A 16,529-nucleotide genomic window follows, 5' to 3' on the forward strand; every position below is an offset into this window, starting at 1 on the left:
CGCTCGGCTCGACCTCGTCGAAACCGCGCGGTTCTACCGGGGCGGCGACGGTGGGTCCCGCCGCCGTCGGTGGGGCCGCGGCAGCCATGCCGCCCGCAGACGATTGCTGCTCGGCGAGGACCGCCGCGCCGATGGCGGCGCTCAGGGTGGGTTGCGGCGTGGTCACCACCGGGACCTGCAGCCGCTCCTCCAACTGGTGAGTGACCAACGGGATGCACGCCCCACCGCCGACCGTCGCGATCGCCGCCAATTGGGTCCGTTGGATCTCCTTGCGCCGCAACATCTCTTGGACGCAGCTGACGAACCGGCCGAGCGGTCCGGCGATCAGCTCCTCCAGCTCCGCGCGGGTGAAGCGCACCTCGTCGCCCAGGCCGGGCATCTCGGCGGGCACCACAGCCACCGTCGCCGCGGACAGTTGCTCCTTGACACGCCGGCATTCGTCGAGGCGGCGGACCGGGGACCCGACCGGCCCGGTGCCCACCGCGTCGCTGCTGGCGGTGCCGCGGGCCTGCAGGCGGTTGAGGATCGCGCGGTCGACTTGGTCGCCGGAGAATTCGGTGTAGCGAACGGTCTCACCGATGTGCCGAAAGTTCGCTGCTGCATCGGTGAGCGTGAGGCTGGTGCCGCTGGCACCGAAGTCGCACAGCGCGACGACGCCGTCCGTCGGGAATCCCGGCTTCGCATACAGCGCGGCCAGTGCCGTGGTGGCGTCGGAAATCAACGCGGGCATCACACCATTGGGGGCCAGCGCGGGCTTGGCGCGCACTGCCTCGCGCAGCGCAGCGACCGCGTTTTGGCCCCAGTGCCCGGGAACTGCGACGGCCGTTGGAGCGCCGCCGCCGGCGGCGCGAGCCACCGCATCGAGGGCTTCGGCGGCCAACACATCGCTGCGATGAGTCGACCCGTCGGGCCCGATGAACGGCGCCGGGTCGTCGACTCGCTCGATGAATCCGCTCAGGATCAGCCCCGGTTCGTTCAGCTTCGGGTTGTCCTCCGGCACACCGACCTCGGGTGGCCGGTGGTCGAAGACCGTCAACACCGATCGCCGGGTCACCGGCGCGCTGCCCACCCGCGCTGCCACCAGGTTTGCCACCCCGACCGACAGCCCGAGCGGGTCGCTCATATCGCGCACCTCTGTATCCCACCTATGGCCGACGGCCGAGACCCCCCAAGCTCACAGCGTCGGCACTGCCCCACGATCCCTATATGCAGTCCCCCGTTACGGCGCGGTCTAATCCGGTGAAGGGCTGAACTACGGCCGAGACAACATGGGAAACAGCTGGGGGATTGCTGTGAGTCCCCGGCTCGGTGGCGACGGCCGAACAGGGGGTACCGTGGCAAACTCATTGCTGGACTTCGTGTTTGTTCCGGTGCGCGATCCCGATGCCGCCGCACGCTGTGCCGCAGATCCCGCACAATCGATCGCTGACACCACCTTACCGATGCGGCCGATGTTGCCGGCTGCCCCGGGATTAGGGCCGCGGAGGACTCGGCGCTAACGGCTCAGGGGATAGAGGGCACGTGGATGTTGGGCAGGTCCTGCCACCAGTGACGGCGCGGCGGTTGCTCGGTCGCCGGTGGGTTCGTCACCGGCGGTGCCGGTTCCTCTTCGGTGGTCTCCGGCGGGACCGTCGTGGTGGTAGTGGTGGTGGTCCTGACCGTGGTGGTGGTGGTCGTCGTCGTGGTGGTCGTGGTTGTGGTCGTGGGTGACGGCTTGGTGGTGGCGGGCGTGCCGCCACCACCGCTGGCCAAGATGACCAGGCCGTAGATGATCACCGCGATCAGGATCGCGACCAGCACGCCCCAGCCGGCTAGCACCCAGGGTTTGAGAAACCAGGGCGACGGTTCGTCGGTGCGGCTGAACAGGTCGTCACTATCGCCGTTCGAGCGTGAGTCGTCGGCGTTGCCAGGTGGTTCGCTGCCCCCCACGGCGAGCGATGTTATCGCTTCAGAGGCCCGGCGGCAGCGTGATTGCCGTCGGTATCGGCGGCAGGGTGATCACCGACGGCGCGTTGAACGCTCCGGGCGGGGGTGCGCTGGCGGTCGTCGTCGTCGTTGTGGTGTCGGTGGTCGTCGTCGTTGTCGTGGTTGTCGTGGTCGTCGTCGTGGTTGTGGTGGTGGTCGTCGTGGTGGTGCTCGTCGGTGCCGTCGTGGTGGGGGCGGCCGTGCTGGGCGGCACAACCGGCGCGGCGGTGGTCGTGGGCGCCGCTGTGGTGGTTGTGGTGGTGGTCGACGACGTGGTCGTGGTCGACGTACCGCCTCCGCTCACCAGTTGCACAATGCCCCAGACGATCAGCGCGATGAGAACGGCGACCGCCACACCCCAAGCGACCAGTGCTGCGGGCTTGCGGTACCACGGCGTGGGTTCAGGTTCCGGCTCTGGTGCGGTCGCGCCGCCGTCGTCGTATTCCGGGCCCGTCTGATACTCGCTGTAGTTGCCGGCGTATTGGGTCGGGTCGCCGCTTTGGCCGTAATTGGGCGCGTACTGAGTCGGCTCGTCGCCGCCATTGCCGGGGGGTTCGTAGCCTGTCACGGTGGCTGATGGTAGCTCTGGCCACCGCAGCAGCACCGGTGCCACGCGGGCGGAAGGCCGACCCGTCGCTGGCGTTCGGCTCAGATGCCCGGCGGCAGGGTGATCACCGTGTGCGGCAGGGTGATCGTCGACGGTATATGCGGCAACGGCGGCAGCTTGGGCAGATGCGGAGGCTGGTGCGGCGCAGCCGGTGCGGGCTGCCGTGGGACGGGCGCGTTCTGAGCCGGCGGCGGTGGTGGCGGCGGCGGCTCGCTCGAGCTGGACGGTGCCGGGGTCGTGGTGGTCGTCGTTGTCGAGGGGCTGGTGGTCGTTGTCGACGTCGACGATGTCGTCGGGGTCGGCGCGCCCCCGCCACCGGTGGAGAGTTCGACGAGCCCGTAGATGATCAGCGCGACCAGGATCGCCACCACCGTGGCCCACGCGGCCAACAGCGAGCGTTTGCGATACCAGGGTGTTGGTGGGGTGTCAGTCTCGGCGAGCTGGGCAGATTCGATGGGCCCGGTCGGCTGTTGTGCGGTTGGGTCGTAGTCGGCCCGCTGAGTGGGCTGGTTGCTGGGGTTATCCGGGGGACCGTAGCGGGCCACGGATCGATCCTACGACTGTCACAGCTGGGGTAGCACCTCGTCGGCGAATAGCTGCAGGTGCTCCAGATCCGATATGTCGAGCAGTTGCAAATACACCCGCTGCACGCCGATCTCGGTGAACGGCCCCAGCCGGTCGACGATCTCATCGGGGGTGCCTACCAGTGGAGAGTTGTCCCGCAGCTCGTCGAGATCACGGCCGATGGCGGCGGCCCGCCGGCGGATCTCGGCGTCGTCGCGCCCGGCGCACACCACAAACGCCGCGGAATAGGTCATCGCGTCCACCGATCGGCCCACTGCCTGCACCGCGGCGCCGACTCGATCGAATTGGGTACGGATGGTGTCCAGCGGCGCGAACGGCACGTTGAACTCGTCGGCGAATGTCGCCGCCAGCCGCGGCGTCCGCTTGGCGCCCATCCCGCCGATGATGATCCGGGGTTGCGGTTGTTGCACCGGCTTGGGCAGGGCGGGGGAGTCGTTGATCGCGTAGTGGGCGCCGGCATAGTCGAACGTCTCGCCCTCCGGTGTGGTCCACAGTCCGCTGATGATCTCCAATTGCTCGGTCAGCCGGGCGAACCGCTCGGCCAACGGCGGGAACGGGATCGCATAGGCCCGGTGCTCCCGCTCGAACCAGCCGGCGCCGATGCCGAATTCGACCCGCCCGCCGCTCATCTCGTCGACTTGCGCGACCGACACCGCCAGCGGGCCCGGATGCCGGAAGGTCGCGGAGGTGACCAGCGTGCCGAGCCGGATCGTCGAGGTCTCCCGGGCGATACCGCCCAGGGTCACCCAGGAATCGGTCGGGCCGGGCAGCCCGTCACCGCTCATCGCCACGTAGTGGTCGGAGCGGAAAAACCCGGAGAAGCCCAACGATTCGGCGGTCTGCGCGACGGCGAGCTGGTCGGCGTAGCTGGCGCCCTGTTGCGGTTCGACGAAAACGCGGAAGTCCACGCCCGACAGACTACGGGCGCTGCGGCTCAGAACGTGTCGACGTGCTCGATGCTGACGAACATGCCGTGACCGGTGCGCTCGTTGGTGAATCGGGTGCCCTTCTCGGAGGCGTCGATCGTCCAGCCCTGGGCGTCATAGGTGCGGTAATCGATGGTGACGACAGGGATGTCGCCCAGGTTGCCGAGCACCCACTGCACGTCGCCGCTGGCGGTGATACTGACGCCGTTGGCGTGTTCACCGTCCTTGAGCGGCGAGTTGGTGAACTGCGCTTCGCAGCCCACGCTGTCCGTCGCGATCTGGCAGCGTGTCTGACCGGATTTGGTTTCGATGAAGACGTAACCGCTCTGGTCGGGCGGCAGCGCAATAGCGCCGCCCGGCGCGGTCGGGCTCGGCGAGGGACTGGGCACGGAAGGCTTCGCCGTCGGCCGCATCGACGGCCTGGCGGTCGGGAAGGACGGTTCGGGCGCCCCGGCGCCGGGGACCGCCACCGGCTTGCCGTCGGTAGACGTGCTGCAGCCGGGGGCCAGCAGCGCGGCCAGCAGCCACCCGCCGATCAGACCGAGCTTCGCTCCGCGCCCAGACATATCGGCCTCAGCCTACGCAGGAAGTGGCGCAAGTGATTGCAGTGACGCACCTTGTGGCGAGGTTGCCCGCACAATTCCGCGAAAGTGCATCCAGCGACGGCCTTACTCGGCAAACGCGTCGCCAGTTGCACTTTCGCGCTAGGAAAGGCCCGCGGCGCGGTGGACGGCGTTGACGATGCCCTGATAACCGGTGCAGCGGCAGAAGTTGCCGGACAGGCCCTCGCGGATCTCGGTGTCGGTGGGCTGCGGGTTGTCCCGCAGCAGCGCAGTAATCGACATGACGAAACCCGGTGTGCAGAACCCACATTGCAGGCCGTGGCATTCGCGCAGCGCCGATTGCACCGGCGACAACTCACCGTCGGGGGACGCGACGCCTTCGACCGTCGTCACCTCCATGCCGTCGGTCTGGACGGCGAAGATCAGACATGACCGCACCGCCGCCCCGTCGAGCAGCACCGTGCACGCGCCGCAGGCGCCGTGCTCGCAGCCCAGATGGGTGCCCGTCAGCCCGCAGTGTTCGCGCAGATAGTCGGCCAGCGTCAGCCGCGGCTCGACGATCGCTTCGGTCGGGTGCCCGTTGACCGATACGCGGACCGGCAAGTCATTCATTGCATGCCTCCTGAATCGCCTGGGTCCAGGCGCGGCCCACCATCGTCGCGCCCACTCTGGTCCGGTATGCCGCCGATCCCTGCAGGTCGGCGGGGACATCGTCGAGATCGGCCATGGCCAGTTCACCGATCTGCTGGGGTGTGATGTCGTCGACGGGACGGCCGAGCACCGCCTGCTCAGCCGCCGACGCCCGCGCCGGAGTCGAGCCCAGCCCAAGCAGCCCGATACCGCACCGACTGATCCGGTCGTCGCCGTCGACTTGGACCGCCACCGCGGCGCCGGCGATCGCGAAATCGCCGTGGCGGCGGGCGAACTCCTCGATCGCGAAACCCGACCGGCCGCCCCACACCGGAAAGCGCACGGCGGTCAGAATTTCGCCCGACTGCAGCGAGTTCTCCCACAGCCCGGTGAAGAAGTCGTCGGCGCCGATCTCCCGGCTGCCCGTCGACGACACCGCCTCCATCTGCGCGCCGAGCGCCAACGCCACCGCGCCGTATTCCGCCGCCGGATCGGCGTGGGCGATCGAACCGCCCAGGGTGCCGCGGCTGCGAATCTGAAAGTGTCCGATCAACGGCGTGGCACGGGTGAGCAGCGGAACGGAATCGGCGACCTCGTCGTCCATTCCGACCAATGCGTGCGGGGTGGCCGCACCGATCCGCACCTCGTCGCCGCACAGGTCGATGCCCACCAACTCGTCGACCCGCGAGATGTCGACGAGATTCTCGAAGTAGGTCAGCCGCATCGCCAGCATCGGCACCAGGCTCTGCCCGCCGGCCAGGATCTTTGCCGCGTCGCCGTATTCGTCGAGCAAACCGACCGCCTCTTCGACCGACTCGGGGCGGTGATAGGCGAACGGGGCGGCTTTCATGACAGCAGCCGGACCAAGGCGGCCTGCAGATCCTCGGCCAGTACCGGATGGGCATGCGCCCGCCGGTTCCGGCGGCCCAGCAGCAACCCGAGCGCCGTGCCCGCGGCAAGACCGGCGAGCACCGGCATGGCCCGCTTGGCCACCGGAAGCGCGACCACCTTGAGAAGGTCGACCGAGTCGCTTGTGGCATCCTGCACCGGCGGCGCGGATACCGTTACCGCCGAGGATGTTTCGGCGCCTGCTTGGTCGCCGAGCAGATCGGCCTCGAGCCGTTTGGCGAACTGGGCGATCAGATTGCTCGACACGTCGGCCAACACCCCGCGGCCGAACTGTGCCGCCTTGCCCGAGATGGTCAGGTCGGTGGTGATGACGACGGCGGTCGCCCCTCCCTCGTCTTTGAGCTGCGCGGTCACCACCGCGGCGGCGTTGCCGTTGCCGCGGGTCTCTTTGCCGTTGGCCTTGAGCACCACCCGCTGGGCGGCCGCGTCCTTTTCCTGGAAGAAGGCGATTCCCTGGTACGACACGGTGATTGGGCCCACCTTGACCTTGACCGCGCCGGTGAACTCGTCGCCGTCGACGCTCAACAAAGTGGCGCCGGGCAGACACGGGGCGACCCGTTCGACGTCGGTGAGCACCTCCCAGGTCTTGGCCGGCGGTACCGCGACACGAAATTCGTTGTTGAGCTCCAACTTCGGGATCCTTACTTGTCGTGAGCTTGCTCGAGCAGCGAAACGATCGACGCCGGGCTGGCGGGCAGATGAGTCAGCGTTACACCCAACGGCGCCAGCGCGTCGTTGATTGCGTTGATCACCGCCGGCGACGATCCGATGGCCCCGCCCTCGCCGACCCCCTTGTAGCCGCCGACACCGGGGCCGGGAATTTCGACGTGGCCGAACTCGATCGGCGGCACCTCGGTGGCCGTCGGCAACAGGTAGTCGACGAACGTCGACGACAACGGGTTGCCGTCGACGTCGTAGACCAGGTTTTCCATCAGCGCTCCGCCGATGCCCTGCACCGTCCCGCCGGCGATCTGGCCTTCCACCACATTGGGATTGATCATCGGGCCGACGTCTTCGCTGACGATGTAGCGCAACAGCTTGACGTGCCCGGTCTCCACGTCGACCTCGCAGGTGCAGGCGTGCGTAGCATTGGCCCAGTGGATCGGCGCCTGCGAGGTGAACCGTGCCGTCGCCTCCAACGACGCCGACGTCCCCGGCGGCAACTGCTGCGGCTCGTAGTAGGCCCGGTACGCCAGATCGGCGAAGCTCACGCTCTTCTCGGGATCGTCGTGCACGGTGGCGCGTGAATTCGCCAGTTCCACATCCGTTTCCGCCACGCCGAGATAATGCGCTGCCATCGCCACCACCTGCGCGCGCAGCATGCCGCCGGCCTCGTTGACCGCCCCGGCCGTCATCGGACCGCTGCGGCTGCCCTGGGTACCCGCCCCGTACGGCGTGACCGCGGTGTCACCCTGGATGCACGCCACGTCGGCGATGTCGGCGCCCAGCGCGTCGGCGGTCAACTGGACGACGGTGGTCTCGATGCTGTTACCGGTCGAGCCGCCGTTGACGTAGACGTTGATCTTGCCGGTCGACTCGATGCGGATAGTCGCGCCCTCGGTGGCCAGGTGGCCGGTGGCGGCGCCGGTCGGCTCGATGTAGGCCGAAAACCCAAGCCCGAGATAGCGTCCCTGCGCCAGTGCCTCGCGCTGCTCTTTGCGGAAGCCTTCGTGGTCGAGGATCTTCACCGCCTGCTCGAACGTGTCGGCCGGCGCGACATGGTCATACGGCATGCCGTTGGGATTGAAGTAGGGCATCTCGTCGCCGCGAAGGATGTTGCGCCGCCGCAACTCCACCGGATCCATGTCCATCTTGCGGGCGGCGATGTCGAGCAGGATCTCCCGCGCCAGCGTTTCGTATTGCCACGGCCCGCGGTAGGCCGCCAGGCCGGCGGTGTTGGAGAACACCGTCTTGTAGTTGAAGCTGGCCTTGGGTACTCGGTAGGGACCGGGGAAGAACATGCCGATCGCGGCGGTGGTCAACACCGGATAGGGGGTGGGATAGGCGCCGATGTCCTGGGCGAAGTCGATGTCGGCGGCCAGCAGGGTGCCGTCGTCGTCGAAAGCCATTCGGGCTCTGCCGTTCACGTGGCGTGCCTGCCCGGCCGACATCAGGTTCTCACGACGGTCCTCGATCCACTTCAGCGCCGCCGGCACTTTGCGCGCGGCCAGCATGATGCACATGTCCTCGCGCATCGGCACCACCTTCTGACCGAAGCCGCCGCCGGTGTCGCGCATGATGACCCGCACCCGCTGCGCCGGGATGCCCAGCAGGCGCGCGGCGAATGCCCGCAGTTCGTGCGGCGTCTGAGTGGAGGCCCAGACGGTGAGTTCGTCTGCCGCAGAAGACCATTCGACGACGATGCCGCGTGTCTCGATCGGCACCGGCAGATAGATCTGCTGATAGACGTTTTCGGAGACCACGCACGCGGCGGCCGCGAAGGTCTCCTCGTCCGGCGGCGCTCCGGCCATGCCGCCGGCGACGTTGTCGGGATACGCCTCGTGGACCACGACGTCGGAGCCTTGCGCCGCGGTGAAGTCGGCGATGGCAGGCAGTGGCTCGTAATCGACCTCGACCAGTTCGACCGCGTCCTCGGCGACATACCGGTTCTCGGCGACGACGAGGGCAACGGGGTCGCCGACGAACTTGACCTCGCCTTCGGCCAGCGGCGGGCGCGGTGTGTCGGGGACGTCCTTGCCGGCTACCGCGTGCCAGGCTTCCTTGACGCACGGGTTGAGGTCGGTCGCCACGAACACCGCCCGTACGCCGGGCAGTGCCAGCGCCGCGCAGGTGTCGATGCTGTTGATGCGGGCGCGGGCGAACGGGCTGCGCACGAAACAGCCGTGCAGCATGCCCGGCCGCGAGACGTCGTCGACGAAGGTGCCCCGACCGGTGAGCAACCGGGTGTCTTCGACCCGATGTACCCGAGTGCCGGCGTATCGAGGGGCGACGGTCCGTTGCGCCAGGTCAGCCATGCCATCGCTCCATCTCGATTCAGCAGGTTATCGCATTATGAGAAGTGCAATGCCATTATATGAGAGTGCGGTTATCACAGTCGATAGCCCGGGTGCCACGGAGTGATCGTGCGTGACGTCTTGCCGGAGTTGACCTCTGTCTGGAGAACCGGCGGCATCGCGGGCGTCGCCACCGTGGTGCGCACGCTGGGCTCGTCGCCGCGGCCGGCGGGTGCGGCGATGATGGTTGCGCCGGACGGAACGGTCGCCGGGTCGGTGTCCGGTGGCTGCGTGGAGGCGGCGGTCTACGAACTGGCCACCGCGGTGGCCCGCGCCGGGCGGCCCGAGCTGCAGCGTTACGGCATCAGCGCTGACGATCCGTTCGCTGTCGGCCTGACCTGCGGCGGGGAGATCGACATCTTCGCCGAGCCGATCTCCCGGCACACCTTTCCGCAGTTGCAGATGGTGGCCGATCGCATCGCCACCCACCGCCCGACCGCGGTGGCCACCGTGATCGCCCATCCCGACCCCGGCCGGCTGGGCGGTCGGATGGTCATCACCGCCGACGCGGTCGACGGCTCGCTGGGCTCAGCGCGTACCGACGCCGCCGTCGCCGACGACGCCCGCGGCATGCTGGTCGCCGGACGCACCGGTGTGCTGACCTATGGACCGGATGGCGAACGCCAGGACGTCGGCATGGAGGTGTTCGTGGCCAGCCATGCGCCGCCGCCAAGGATGCTGATTTTCGGCGCGATCGACTTCGCGGCGGCGCTGGCACGGCAGGGTGCCTTCCTTGGATACCGGGTCACGGTGTGTGACGCTCGCCCGGTGTTCGCCACCCGGGCCCGATTCCCGACCGCCGACGACGTCATCGTCGGCTGGCCTGACCGCTACTTGCGCGCGCAGGCCGCCAAGGGGGGCATCGACGCGCGAACCGTCATCTGTGTGCTGACCCACGACCCCAAGTTCGACGTACCGCTACTCGAGGTGGCGCTGCGGCTGCCCGTCGTCGGCTATGTCGGTGCGATGGGTTCGCGCCGCACCCACGACGATCGGCTGGAGCGACTGCGTGCGGCCGGACTGACCGAGGCCGAGCTCGGCCGGCTTGCCAGCCCGATCGGCCTGGATCTCGGTGCTCGTACCCCGGAAGAAACTGCGGTGTCGATCGCCGCTGAGGTCATCGCCCGCTGTTGGGGCGGCGGTGGGAGACCGCTGACCGAGGTCGACGGCCGGATCCACCACGACGTGGAGCCATGAGACGCGCCGACGACGATAGAGAAGGCAGCGACGAGGCGGGGGTCTCCCCGCTTGCGGGGGCGAGCGGCGCCATCAGGACTGTCGGGGTGCTGCTGGCCGCTGGCGCCGGCCGGCGCTACGGCAAGCCGAAGGTGCTCGTCGACGACTGGCTGCAGATCGCGGTGCGGGCGCTGCGCGACGGGGGATGCGACGACGTGGTAGTGGTGCTCGGCGCCGCCGAGGTGCCGGCCCCCGCTGATGCCACCGCGGTTACCGCGCATGACTGGCAGGACGGGCTGAGCGCAGCGGTGCGCACCGGGTTGGCCGCGGCCGATCGCGTGGGGGCCGACTACGCCGCACTGCACGTCGTCGACACCCCCGATGTCGGAGCCGACGTAGTGAGCCGAGTCCTGCAGCGGGCGTTGGCATCTCGCGGTGGGCTGGCGCGCGCGACGTTCGGCAGCCACCCCGGCCACCCCGTCGTCATCGCGCGCCGGCACTGGCCCGAGGTGCTGGCCCGCTTGACCGGCGATCAGGGCGCGGGCGCTTACCTGCGCGACCGCTCGGATGTCGAGAATGTCGACTGCAGCGACTTGGCCAGCGGCCGTGATATTGATGAGCCGCCTGAACCCGCCGGTACGGTACTGGACAGTACTAAATGAGGGACTCTATTGTGGGCGCTGTGACCCAGGTTGCCGACTGCGCAGCGGACCCCTCGCCGTGGTCGCCACGCGAAACCGAGTTGCTTACGGTGACATTGCAACTGCTGCAGGAACACGGCTATGACCGACTGACGGTGGATGCTGTCGCCGCCACCGCCCGAGCCAGCAAGGCCACCGTGTACCGGCGCTGGCCGTCGAAAGCCGAATTGGTGTTGGCCGCGCTCATCGAGGGGATCCGCCAGGTCGCCGTTCCGCCCGACACCGGCACGCTGCGTGGCGATTTGCTGCGCTTGGGTGAGCTGGTCGCCCAGGAGACTCGCCACCATGCCAGCACCATTCGCGCGGTGCTGGTGGAGACGTCGCGCAACCCGGCGCTCAACGAAGTCTTACAACGCGAATTCGTCGACGAACGGAAGGCCCTCGTCCGTCACGTGCTGCAGCAGGCCGTCGACCGCGGTGAGATCGCCGAGGGGGCCATCAATGACGAACTGTGGGATCTGCTGCCGGGCTACCTGATCTTCCGGTCGGTCGTCCAGGACCGGCCGGCCAGCCCGCAGACGGTGCAAACCCTCGTCGACGACGTCATCCTGCCCAGCCTGACCCGCTAGGGCGACCTTGCCCGACCTCCGAACTGTATACGGCAGCGTCTCTTGTGCAGTCCGGTCCGGTACCGTACTGTTCTCCTAGGTTTCCTGCCCAATACAGCGACGATGACCTCGGCGTCACCGGTGATCGAAAGGCCAACGGGTGAAGCGGCGTTCAGTCTTCGACCTGGTCAGGCGCTGGTGGATGGTGCTGGTCACCGTCGCGGTGGTGGCGCTCGCGGGGTTCGGCGTGTATCGGCTGCACGGCATCTTCGGCTCGCACAACGACACGTCCACTCCGACTGGCGTCCTCAACGACAGCGTTCCGTTCAACCCCAAGCGTGTGGTCTACGAGGTCTTCGGCGACCCGGGAGCGGTGGCCACCATCAACTACCAAGACATCCACGCGGTGCCGCAGCGCGTCGACCGCGCTCCGCTGCCGTGGAAATACGAGGACATCACTACCGACCCCGCGGTCATCGCCAACCTGACAGCGCAAGGCAACAGCAGCACGCTCGGCTGCCGAATCATCATCAACGACGAGGTCAAGGACGAGAGGACCGTCAACGAAGTGAACGCCTACACCTACTGCCTCGACAAATCCGGATGAGCGACCACCGCGCCCCGCGGGGCTTCGTGCCGCATACCATCCGCCGGCTTGCCGTACCGATCATCCTGTTGTGGGTCGGCGTGGCTGCCCTCACCAACATCGCGGTACCGAACCTGGAGACCGTGGCCAAGGCGCATCAGGTGGGCATGAGTTCCCCCAGCGCGCCGGCGCTGCAGGCGATGAAGCACATCGGCAAGGTGTTCGAACAATTCGACTCCGACAGCGCGGCGATGATCGTGCTGGAGGGCGACAAGCCCCTCGGCGACGACGCCCACCGGTTCTACGACACCTTGATCCATCGGCTCGAGCAGGACACCAAGCACGTCGAGCACATCCAAGACTTCTGGGGCGACCCACTGACGGCGTCGGCCTCGCAGAGCAACGACGGCAAGGCCGCGCTGGTTCAGGTGTACCTGGCCGGTAATCAAGGCGACGCGTTGGCCGGCGAGTCCGTCGACGCGGTGCGCGACATCGTCGACCACACACCAGCGCCAAAGGGCGTCAAGGCTTATGTCACCGGCGCGGCACCGCTGATCACCGATCAGTTCGAGGTGGGCAACAAAGGCATCCTCAAGGTCACGCTCATCACGTTCGTGGTGATCGTGACGATGTTGCTCTGGGTTTATCGTTCCGTGGTCACCACCATGCTGGTGCTCGTCACGGTCCTGGTCGAGCTCGCCGCGGCGCGGGGAGTCGTTGCCGTGCTGGGGAATTACGGCTTGATCGGACTCTCGACGTTCTCGGTCAACATCCTCACGCTGCTGGCGATCGCCGCCGGCACGGACTACGCGATCTTTGTCCTGGGCCGGTATCACGAGGCGCGCGGAGCCGGCGAAGACCGAAAAACCGCCTTCGACACCATGTTTCACGGCACCGCCCACGTCGTGCTGGGCTCGGGCCTGACGATTACCGGCGCGGTGTATTGCCTCACGTTCGCCCGGCAGCCCTATTTCCAATCGATGGGCGTTCCCTCGGCGGTGGGAATGCTGGTTTCGGTGATGACCGCGCTGACCTTGGCGCCCGCCGTGCTTGCGGTGGGCAGTCGCTTCGGTCTCCTCGAACCCAGGGTCACCATGCGGACGCGGGGGTGGCGGCGCATCGGCACCGCGATCGTGCGCTGGCCGGCGCCTATCCTCGTGGTGACTATCGCGGTCGCGCTTGTCGGGCTGCTCGCCCTACCGGGATACAAGACGAGTTACGATTCCAAGCCCTACCTACCGGCCGCGACCCCGGCCAAGATCGGATACGCGGCCGCAGAGCGGCATTTCTCCCAAGCGCGGCTGAATCCCGAGCTGCTGATGGTCGAGGCAGACCACGATCTGCGCAACCCGGCCGACATGCTCGTGTTGGAACGGATCGCCAAAAACGTCTTCCACACCCCGGGTATCGCGAAGGTGCAGGCGATTACCCGGCCGCTGGGCACGCCGCTTGACCACAGCTCGATACCGTTTCAGCTCAGCCAGCAAAGCGTCGGTCAGGTGATGAACCTGAAATACCAAAAGGACCGGGCGGCCGACTTACTCAAACAGGCCGGCGAGCTGAGAAAGACGATCGACATCTTGCAGCAGCAGTATGCCCTTCAGCAGCAGACAGCCGCGGCGACCCACGAACAGACCCAAAGCTTTCACGACACGATCGGCACGATCACCGACCTGAGAGACAAGATCGCGAATTTCGAGGACTTCTTTAGACCCATTCGCAGCTACTTCTACTGGGAAAAGCACTGCTACGACATCCCGGTCTGTTTCGCACTGAGGAACGTCTTCGATGCCATCGACGGCATCGACGAACTCACTGAACAGTTCGAAAGCATCACCGCGTCATTGGACAAATTGGATGCCCTGCAGCCGCAACTGGTGGCGCTGATTCCGCCCCAAATCCAAAGCCAGATGACGAATCTCGAGCTGACGCTGTCCAACTACGCGACCAATTCCGGGATCAACAACCAGTCGGCCTTCGCGAACGACAACCCGGCCGCAATGGGGCAAGCCTTCGACAAAGCCAAAAACGACGACTCCTTCTACCTGCCGCCCGAGGTGTTCTCCAACCCCGATTTCAAGCGAGGTCTGAAACTCTTCATGTCGCCGGATGGCAAAGCGGCGCAAATGATCATCACCCATGAAGGGGATCCCGCGACGCCCGAGGGCATCTCGCATATCGACGCCATCAAAAATGCGGCGAAAGAGTCCGTCAAGGGAACGCCGCTGGAGGGCTCCCACATCTATCTCGCGGGAACCGCCGCGACCTACAAAGACATCCAGGACTCGGTCAAATATGACCTGATGATCGTCGGGATCGCCGCGCTGAGCCTGATCCTGCTCATCATGATGATCATCACCCGAAGCCTCGTCGCCGCGATCGTCATTGTGGGCACGGTGGCCCTGTCGTTGGGCGCATCCTTTGGGCTGTCCGTGCTGGTGTGGCAGGACATCCTCGGTATGCAGTTGTACTGGGTTGTGCTGGCGCTAGCCGTCATCCTGCTGTTGGCAGTCGGATCCGACTACAACCTCCTACTGATCTCCCGGTTCAAAGAAGAAATCGGCGCCGGGTTGAAGACGGGCATCATCCGCGCGATGGCCGGCTCCGGTTCGGTGGTCACTACCGCCGGGCTGGTGTTTGCCGCCACGATGTCGTCATTCGCCTTCAGTGCGTTGGTGATTCTCGGACAAGTGGGCACCACTATCGCGCTGGGCTTGCTGTTCGACACCCTGATCGTCCGCTCCTTCATGACGCCGTCCATCGCAGCGCTGCTGGGGCGCTGGTTCTGGTGGCCGCAGCGGGTGCGTCCACGGCCGGCCAGTCAGATGTTGCAGCCGTACGGATCACGGCCCGCGGTGCGCCAACTGCTGCTCTGGGACGACCCGGAGGAGGACGACGCACCAGTGTCGAGTGTGAAACGTGGGATTCGAGTGTGAAACGCGGGCGGGATTTTCGCCCCCAGCCATCCCTGAGTTCACACTCAATGTCCAGCTAGTCCGACGATGCGGCGGCATCCGCGATCAGCGCCTCCGCGGCGGGGCCGAACATCGTTTGCTTGATCGCCCCTAGCGTGCCGGGATCCTTCCCGCCCAGTGGCCGCAGCAGGTCAACCGCCGCGGCGGTCACCGCACCTTCGCCTGCGGTCGCGTCGACCAGGCCGTGGCTCGCCGCGTCGTCACCGCCGAAGCGCCGACCGGTGGTCATCGAGGCGACCGCCGCCTGCGGGGTGAGTTTGGCCTGGATCAGTGCGGCCATCCCGGGCGTGAACGGGATGCGAATATCCGCTTCGGGAAAACAGAAGTAGCCGCGGTCGGCCCGCATCACCCGAAAATCGTGTGCCAGAGCCAGCATTGCTCCGGCGCCGAATGCGTGGCCGACAATAGCGGCAGCGGTCGGAACGGGCAGCGTCAATATCCGGGCCAATATGGCCTGGACCTGCCCGACGTACCACTGGGTCTGCTCGCCATGGGCGGCCAGCCAGTCCAGGTCCAGACCGTTGGTGTAGAACTTGCCGGCCGCTGTGGTGACGAGGCCAGCTGCACCGGACCCGACGATCTCGTCCAGGTGGGAGTTCATCTCGTCGAGAAACACTGGCGAGAACCGGTTTTCGCCGTCGCCGAGGTCCAGGACGGCGATCTTTCCGTCATACTTCAGGCTAATTCCCACGGCTTTTTCCCTTCCCATGCGGCGGTGGCCCGACCGCTAGAACCGCCCGTACTGCCGCGCGCAAATGCTCACGTGCTGTGGTGTTGCCCAGGCGGTCACGGCGCAACAGGATGGCGGTCGGCAGGTCGACGACGCATGTGGTGATGGTGTCTACGGCGGCGGCGTCTTTGCGGTCCCACGCACCGGCCGCGAGCCGGATCATCAAACCCACGAGCAGTTGCTCGAGATCACGTAGTTCAGTGGCGATCTCGTTGGGCAGGTCCTGGCTCAGCAACTCTTCACGACGCACTGACATCAATAGCTGAGACGAATGCGGATACTGCTCGGCGAATACCACCGGCACTTCGGCCGCGGCCACTACCGCCTCCACTGCGGCCTGTGGACCCGCAGCCGAGAGTGCCCGATCGACCGATGTGGTTTGCTCCGTGAGAAATCGCCGTCCTGCGCGCAACCACGCTTGGCCGATCAGGCCGGCGCGTGACCCGAACGTGTGATACACCGCGCCGTTGGAAACCCCGACGGCAGCGCTGATTGCGCGGATCGTCACCGCGGCAGAACCGTAGGTCGCCGCCAGGGACTCGACGGCATCGAGCACCCGATCGGGTTCATACACGCGAGGCCGGGGCATCGGCACACCGTAACAGAGCACTCGC

Annotated in this window: 17 protein-coding genes; 6 read left to right on the top strand and 11 right to left on the bottom strand. The window is 67.0% G+C overall.

Going from position 1 to position 16,529, the window contains the following annotated elements:
* Together A5707_RS16095 and A5707_RS24195 are read right to left on the bottom strand one after the other, a co-directional pair.
* A partial coding sequence (locus tag A5707_RS16095; protein ID WP_156658028.1) for an Hsp70 family protein occupies positions 1 to 1,123 on the bottom strand: 1,123 nt, incomplete at its 3' end.
* A 380-nt stretch (positions 1,124 to 1,503) separates the two neighbouring features.
* On the bottom strand, positions 1,504 to 1,929 hold the full coding sequence (locus tag A5707_RS24195; RefSeq protein WP_065015462.1) for a hypothetical protein: 426 nt from the start codon (positions 1,927 to 1,929) through the stop codon (positions 1,504 to 1,506).
* 8 nt (positions 1,930 to 1,937) lie between these two features.
* On the opposite strand from A5707_RS24195, the gene A5707_RS24975 reads away from it, so the two are divergent.
* Positions 1,938 to 2,423: a hypothetical protein gene (locus A5707_RS24975; protein ID WP_197495343.1), complete on the top strand. Its 486-nt coding sequence runs from the start codon at positions 1,938 to 1,940 to the stop codon at positions 2,421 to 2,423.
* A gap of 190 nt (positions 2,424 to 2,613) precedes the next feature.
* On the opposite strand, the gene A5707_RS16110 is transcribed toward A5707_RS24975, so the two are convergent.
* The 7 genes from A5707_RS16110 to A5707_RS16140 form a co-directional block, all read right to left on the bottom strand.
* The gene (locus tag A5707_RS16110; protein WP_065015463.1) at positions 2,614 to 3,117 is read right to left on the bottom strand and encodes a hypothetical protein; all 504 of its coding nucleotides are present in this window, start codon (positions 3,115 to 3,117) and stop codon (positions 2,614 to 2,616) included.
* 18 nt (positions 3,118 to 3,135) lie between these two features.
* Positions 3,136 to 4,074 carry an LLM class F420-dependent oxidoreductase gene (locus tag A5707_RS16115; protein ID WP_065015464.1) on the bottom strand — a complete coding sequence of 313 codons (939 nt, stop codon included), beginning with the start codon at positions 4,072 to 4,074 and terminating at the stop codon, positions 3,136 to 3,138.
* A gap of 17 nt (positions 4,075 to 4,091) precedes the next feature.
* Positions 4,092 to 4,649 carry a hypothetical protein gene (locus A5707_RS16120; protein WP_197495344.1) on the bottom strand — a complete coding sequence of 186 codons (558 nt, stop codon included), beginning with the start codon at positions 4,647 to 4,649 and terminating at the stop codon, positions 4,092 to 4,094.
* 138 nt (positions 4,650 to 4,787) lie between these two features.
* The gene (locus tag A5707_RS16125) at positions 4,788 to 5,258 is read right to left on the bottom strand and encodes a (2Fe-2S)-binding protein (RefSeq protein WP_065015465.1); all 471 of its coding nucleotides are present in this window, start codon (positions 5,256 to 5,258) and stop codon (positions 4,788 to 4,790) included.
* Positions 5,251 to 6,126, bottom strand: a complete 876-nt coding sequence (locus tag A5707_RS16130) for an FAD binding domain-containing protein (protein WP_065015466.1) — start codon at positions 6,124 to 6,126, stop codon at positions 5,251 to 5,253. The genes A5707_RS16125 and A5707_RS16130 overlap by 8 nt, the downstream gene beginning before the upstream one ends.
* Positions 6,123 to 6,815 carry an SRPBCC family protein gene (locus tag A5707_RS16135; RefSeq protein WP_065015467.1) on the bottom strand — a complete coding sequence of 231 codons (693 nt, stop codon included), beginning with the start codon at positions 6,813 to 6,815 and terminating at the stop codon, positions 6,123 to 6,125. Before A5707_RS16135 ends, A5707_RS16130 begins: the two co-directional genes overlap by 4 nt.
* Positions 6,816 to 6,826: 11 nt before the next feature.
* Positions 6,827 to 9,160, bottom strand: coding sequence for a xanthine dehydrogenase family protein molybdopterin-binding subunit (locus A5707_RS16140; RefSeq protein WP_065015468.1), 2,334 nt, complete (start codon positions 9,158 to 9,160; stop codon positions 6,827 to 6,829).
* Between the two features lie 108 nt (positions 9,161 to 9,268).
* Here A5707_RS16140 and A5707_RS16145 point away from each other — a divergent pair, with 108 nt between their 5' ends.
* From A5707_RS16145 to A5707_RS16165, 5 genes are all read left to right on the top strand, one after another.
* Positions 9,269 to 10,396: an XdhC family protein gene (locus A5707_RS16145; RefSeq protein ID WP_065015540.1), complete on the top strand. Its 1,128-nt coding sequence runs from the start codon at positions 9,269 to 9,271 to the stop codon at positions 10,394 to 10,396.
* Complete coding sequence (locus A5707_RS16150) at positions 10,393 to 11,037, top strand: nucleotidyltransferase family protein (protein ID WP_082969503.1); 645 nt, start codon at positions 10,393 to 10,395, stop codon at positions 11,035 to 11,037. The genes A5707_RS16145 and A5707_RS16150 overlap by 4 nt, the downstream gene beginning before the upstream one ends.
* An 8-nt stretch (positions 11,038 to 11,045) precedes the next feature.
* Positions 11,046 to 11,645 carry a TetR/AcrR family transcriptional regulator gene (locus tag A5707_RS16155; RefSeq protein ID WP_065015542.1) on the top strand — a complete coding sequence of 200 codons (600 nt, stop codon included), beginning with the start codon at positions 11,046 to 11,048 and terminating at the stop codon, positions 11,643 to 11,645.
* A 181-nt stretch (positions 11,646 to 11,826) separates the two neighbouring features.
* On the top strand, positions 11,827 to 12,231 hold the full coding sequence (locus A5707_RS16160; protein ID WP_065015543.1) for an MmpS family transport accessory protein: 405 nt from the start codon (positions 11,827 to 11,829) through the stop codon (positions 12,229 to 12,231).
* The gene (locus tag A5707_RS16165; protein ID WP_065015469.1) at positions 12,228 to 15,146 is read left to right on the top strand and encodes an RND family transporter; all 2,919 of its coding nucleotides are present in this window, start codon (positions 12,228 to 12,230) and stop codon (positions 15,144 to 15,146) included. Before A5707_RS16160 ends, A5707_RS16165 begins: the two co-directional genes overlap by 4 nt.
* A gap of 55 nt (positions 15,147 to 15,201) precedes the next feature.
* On the opposite strand, the gene A5707_RS16170 is transcribed toward A5707_RS16165, so the two are convergent.
* Together A5707_RS16170 and A5707_RS16175 are read right to left on the bottom strand one after the other, a co-directional pair.
* A complete protein-coding gene (locus A5707_RS16170) occupies positions 15,202 to 15,870 on the bottom strand; it encodes an enoyl-CoA hydratase-related protein (protein WP_419866435.1) in 669 nt (222 codons plus the stop codon).
* Positions 15,866 to 16,504, bottom strand: coding sequence for a TetR/AcrR family transcriptional regulator (locus tag A5707_RS16175; RefSeq protein ID WP_065015544.1), 639 nt, complete (start codon positions 16,502 to 16,504; stop codon positions 15,866 to 15,868). The genes A5707_RS16170 and A5707_RS16175 overlap by 5 nt, the downstream gene beginning before the upstream one ends.
* Positions 16,505 to 16,529: the final 25 nt, after the last annotated feature.

Source organism: Mycobacterium kyorinense (assembly GCF_001672775.1).
GTDB classification, from domain to species: domain Bacteria; phylum Actinomycetota; class Actinomycetes; order Mycobacteriales; family Mycobacteriaceae; genus Mycobacterium; species Mycobacterium kyorinense_A.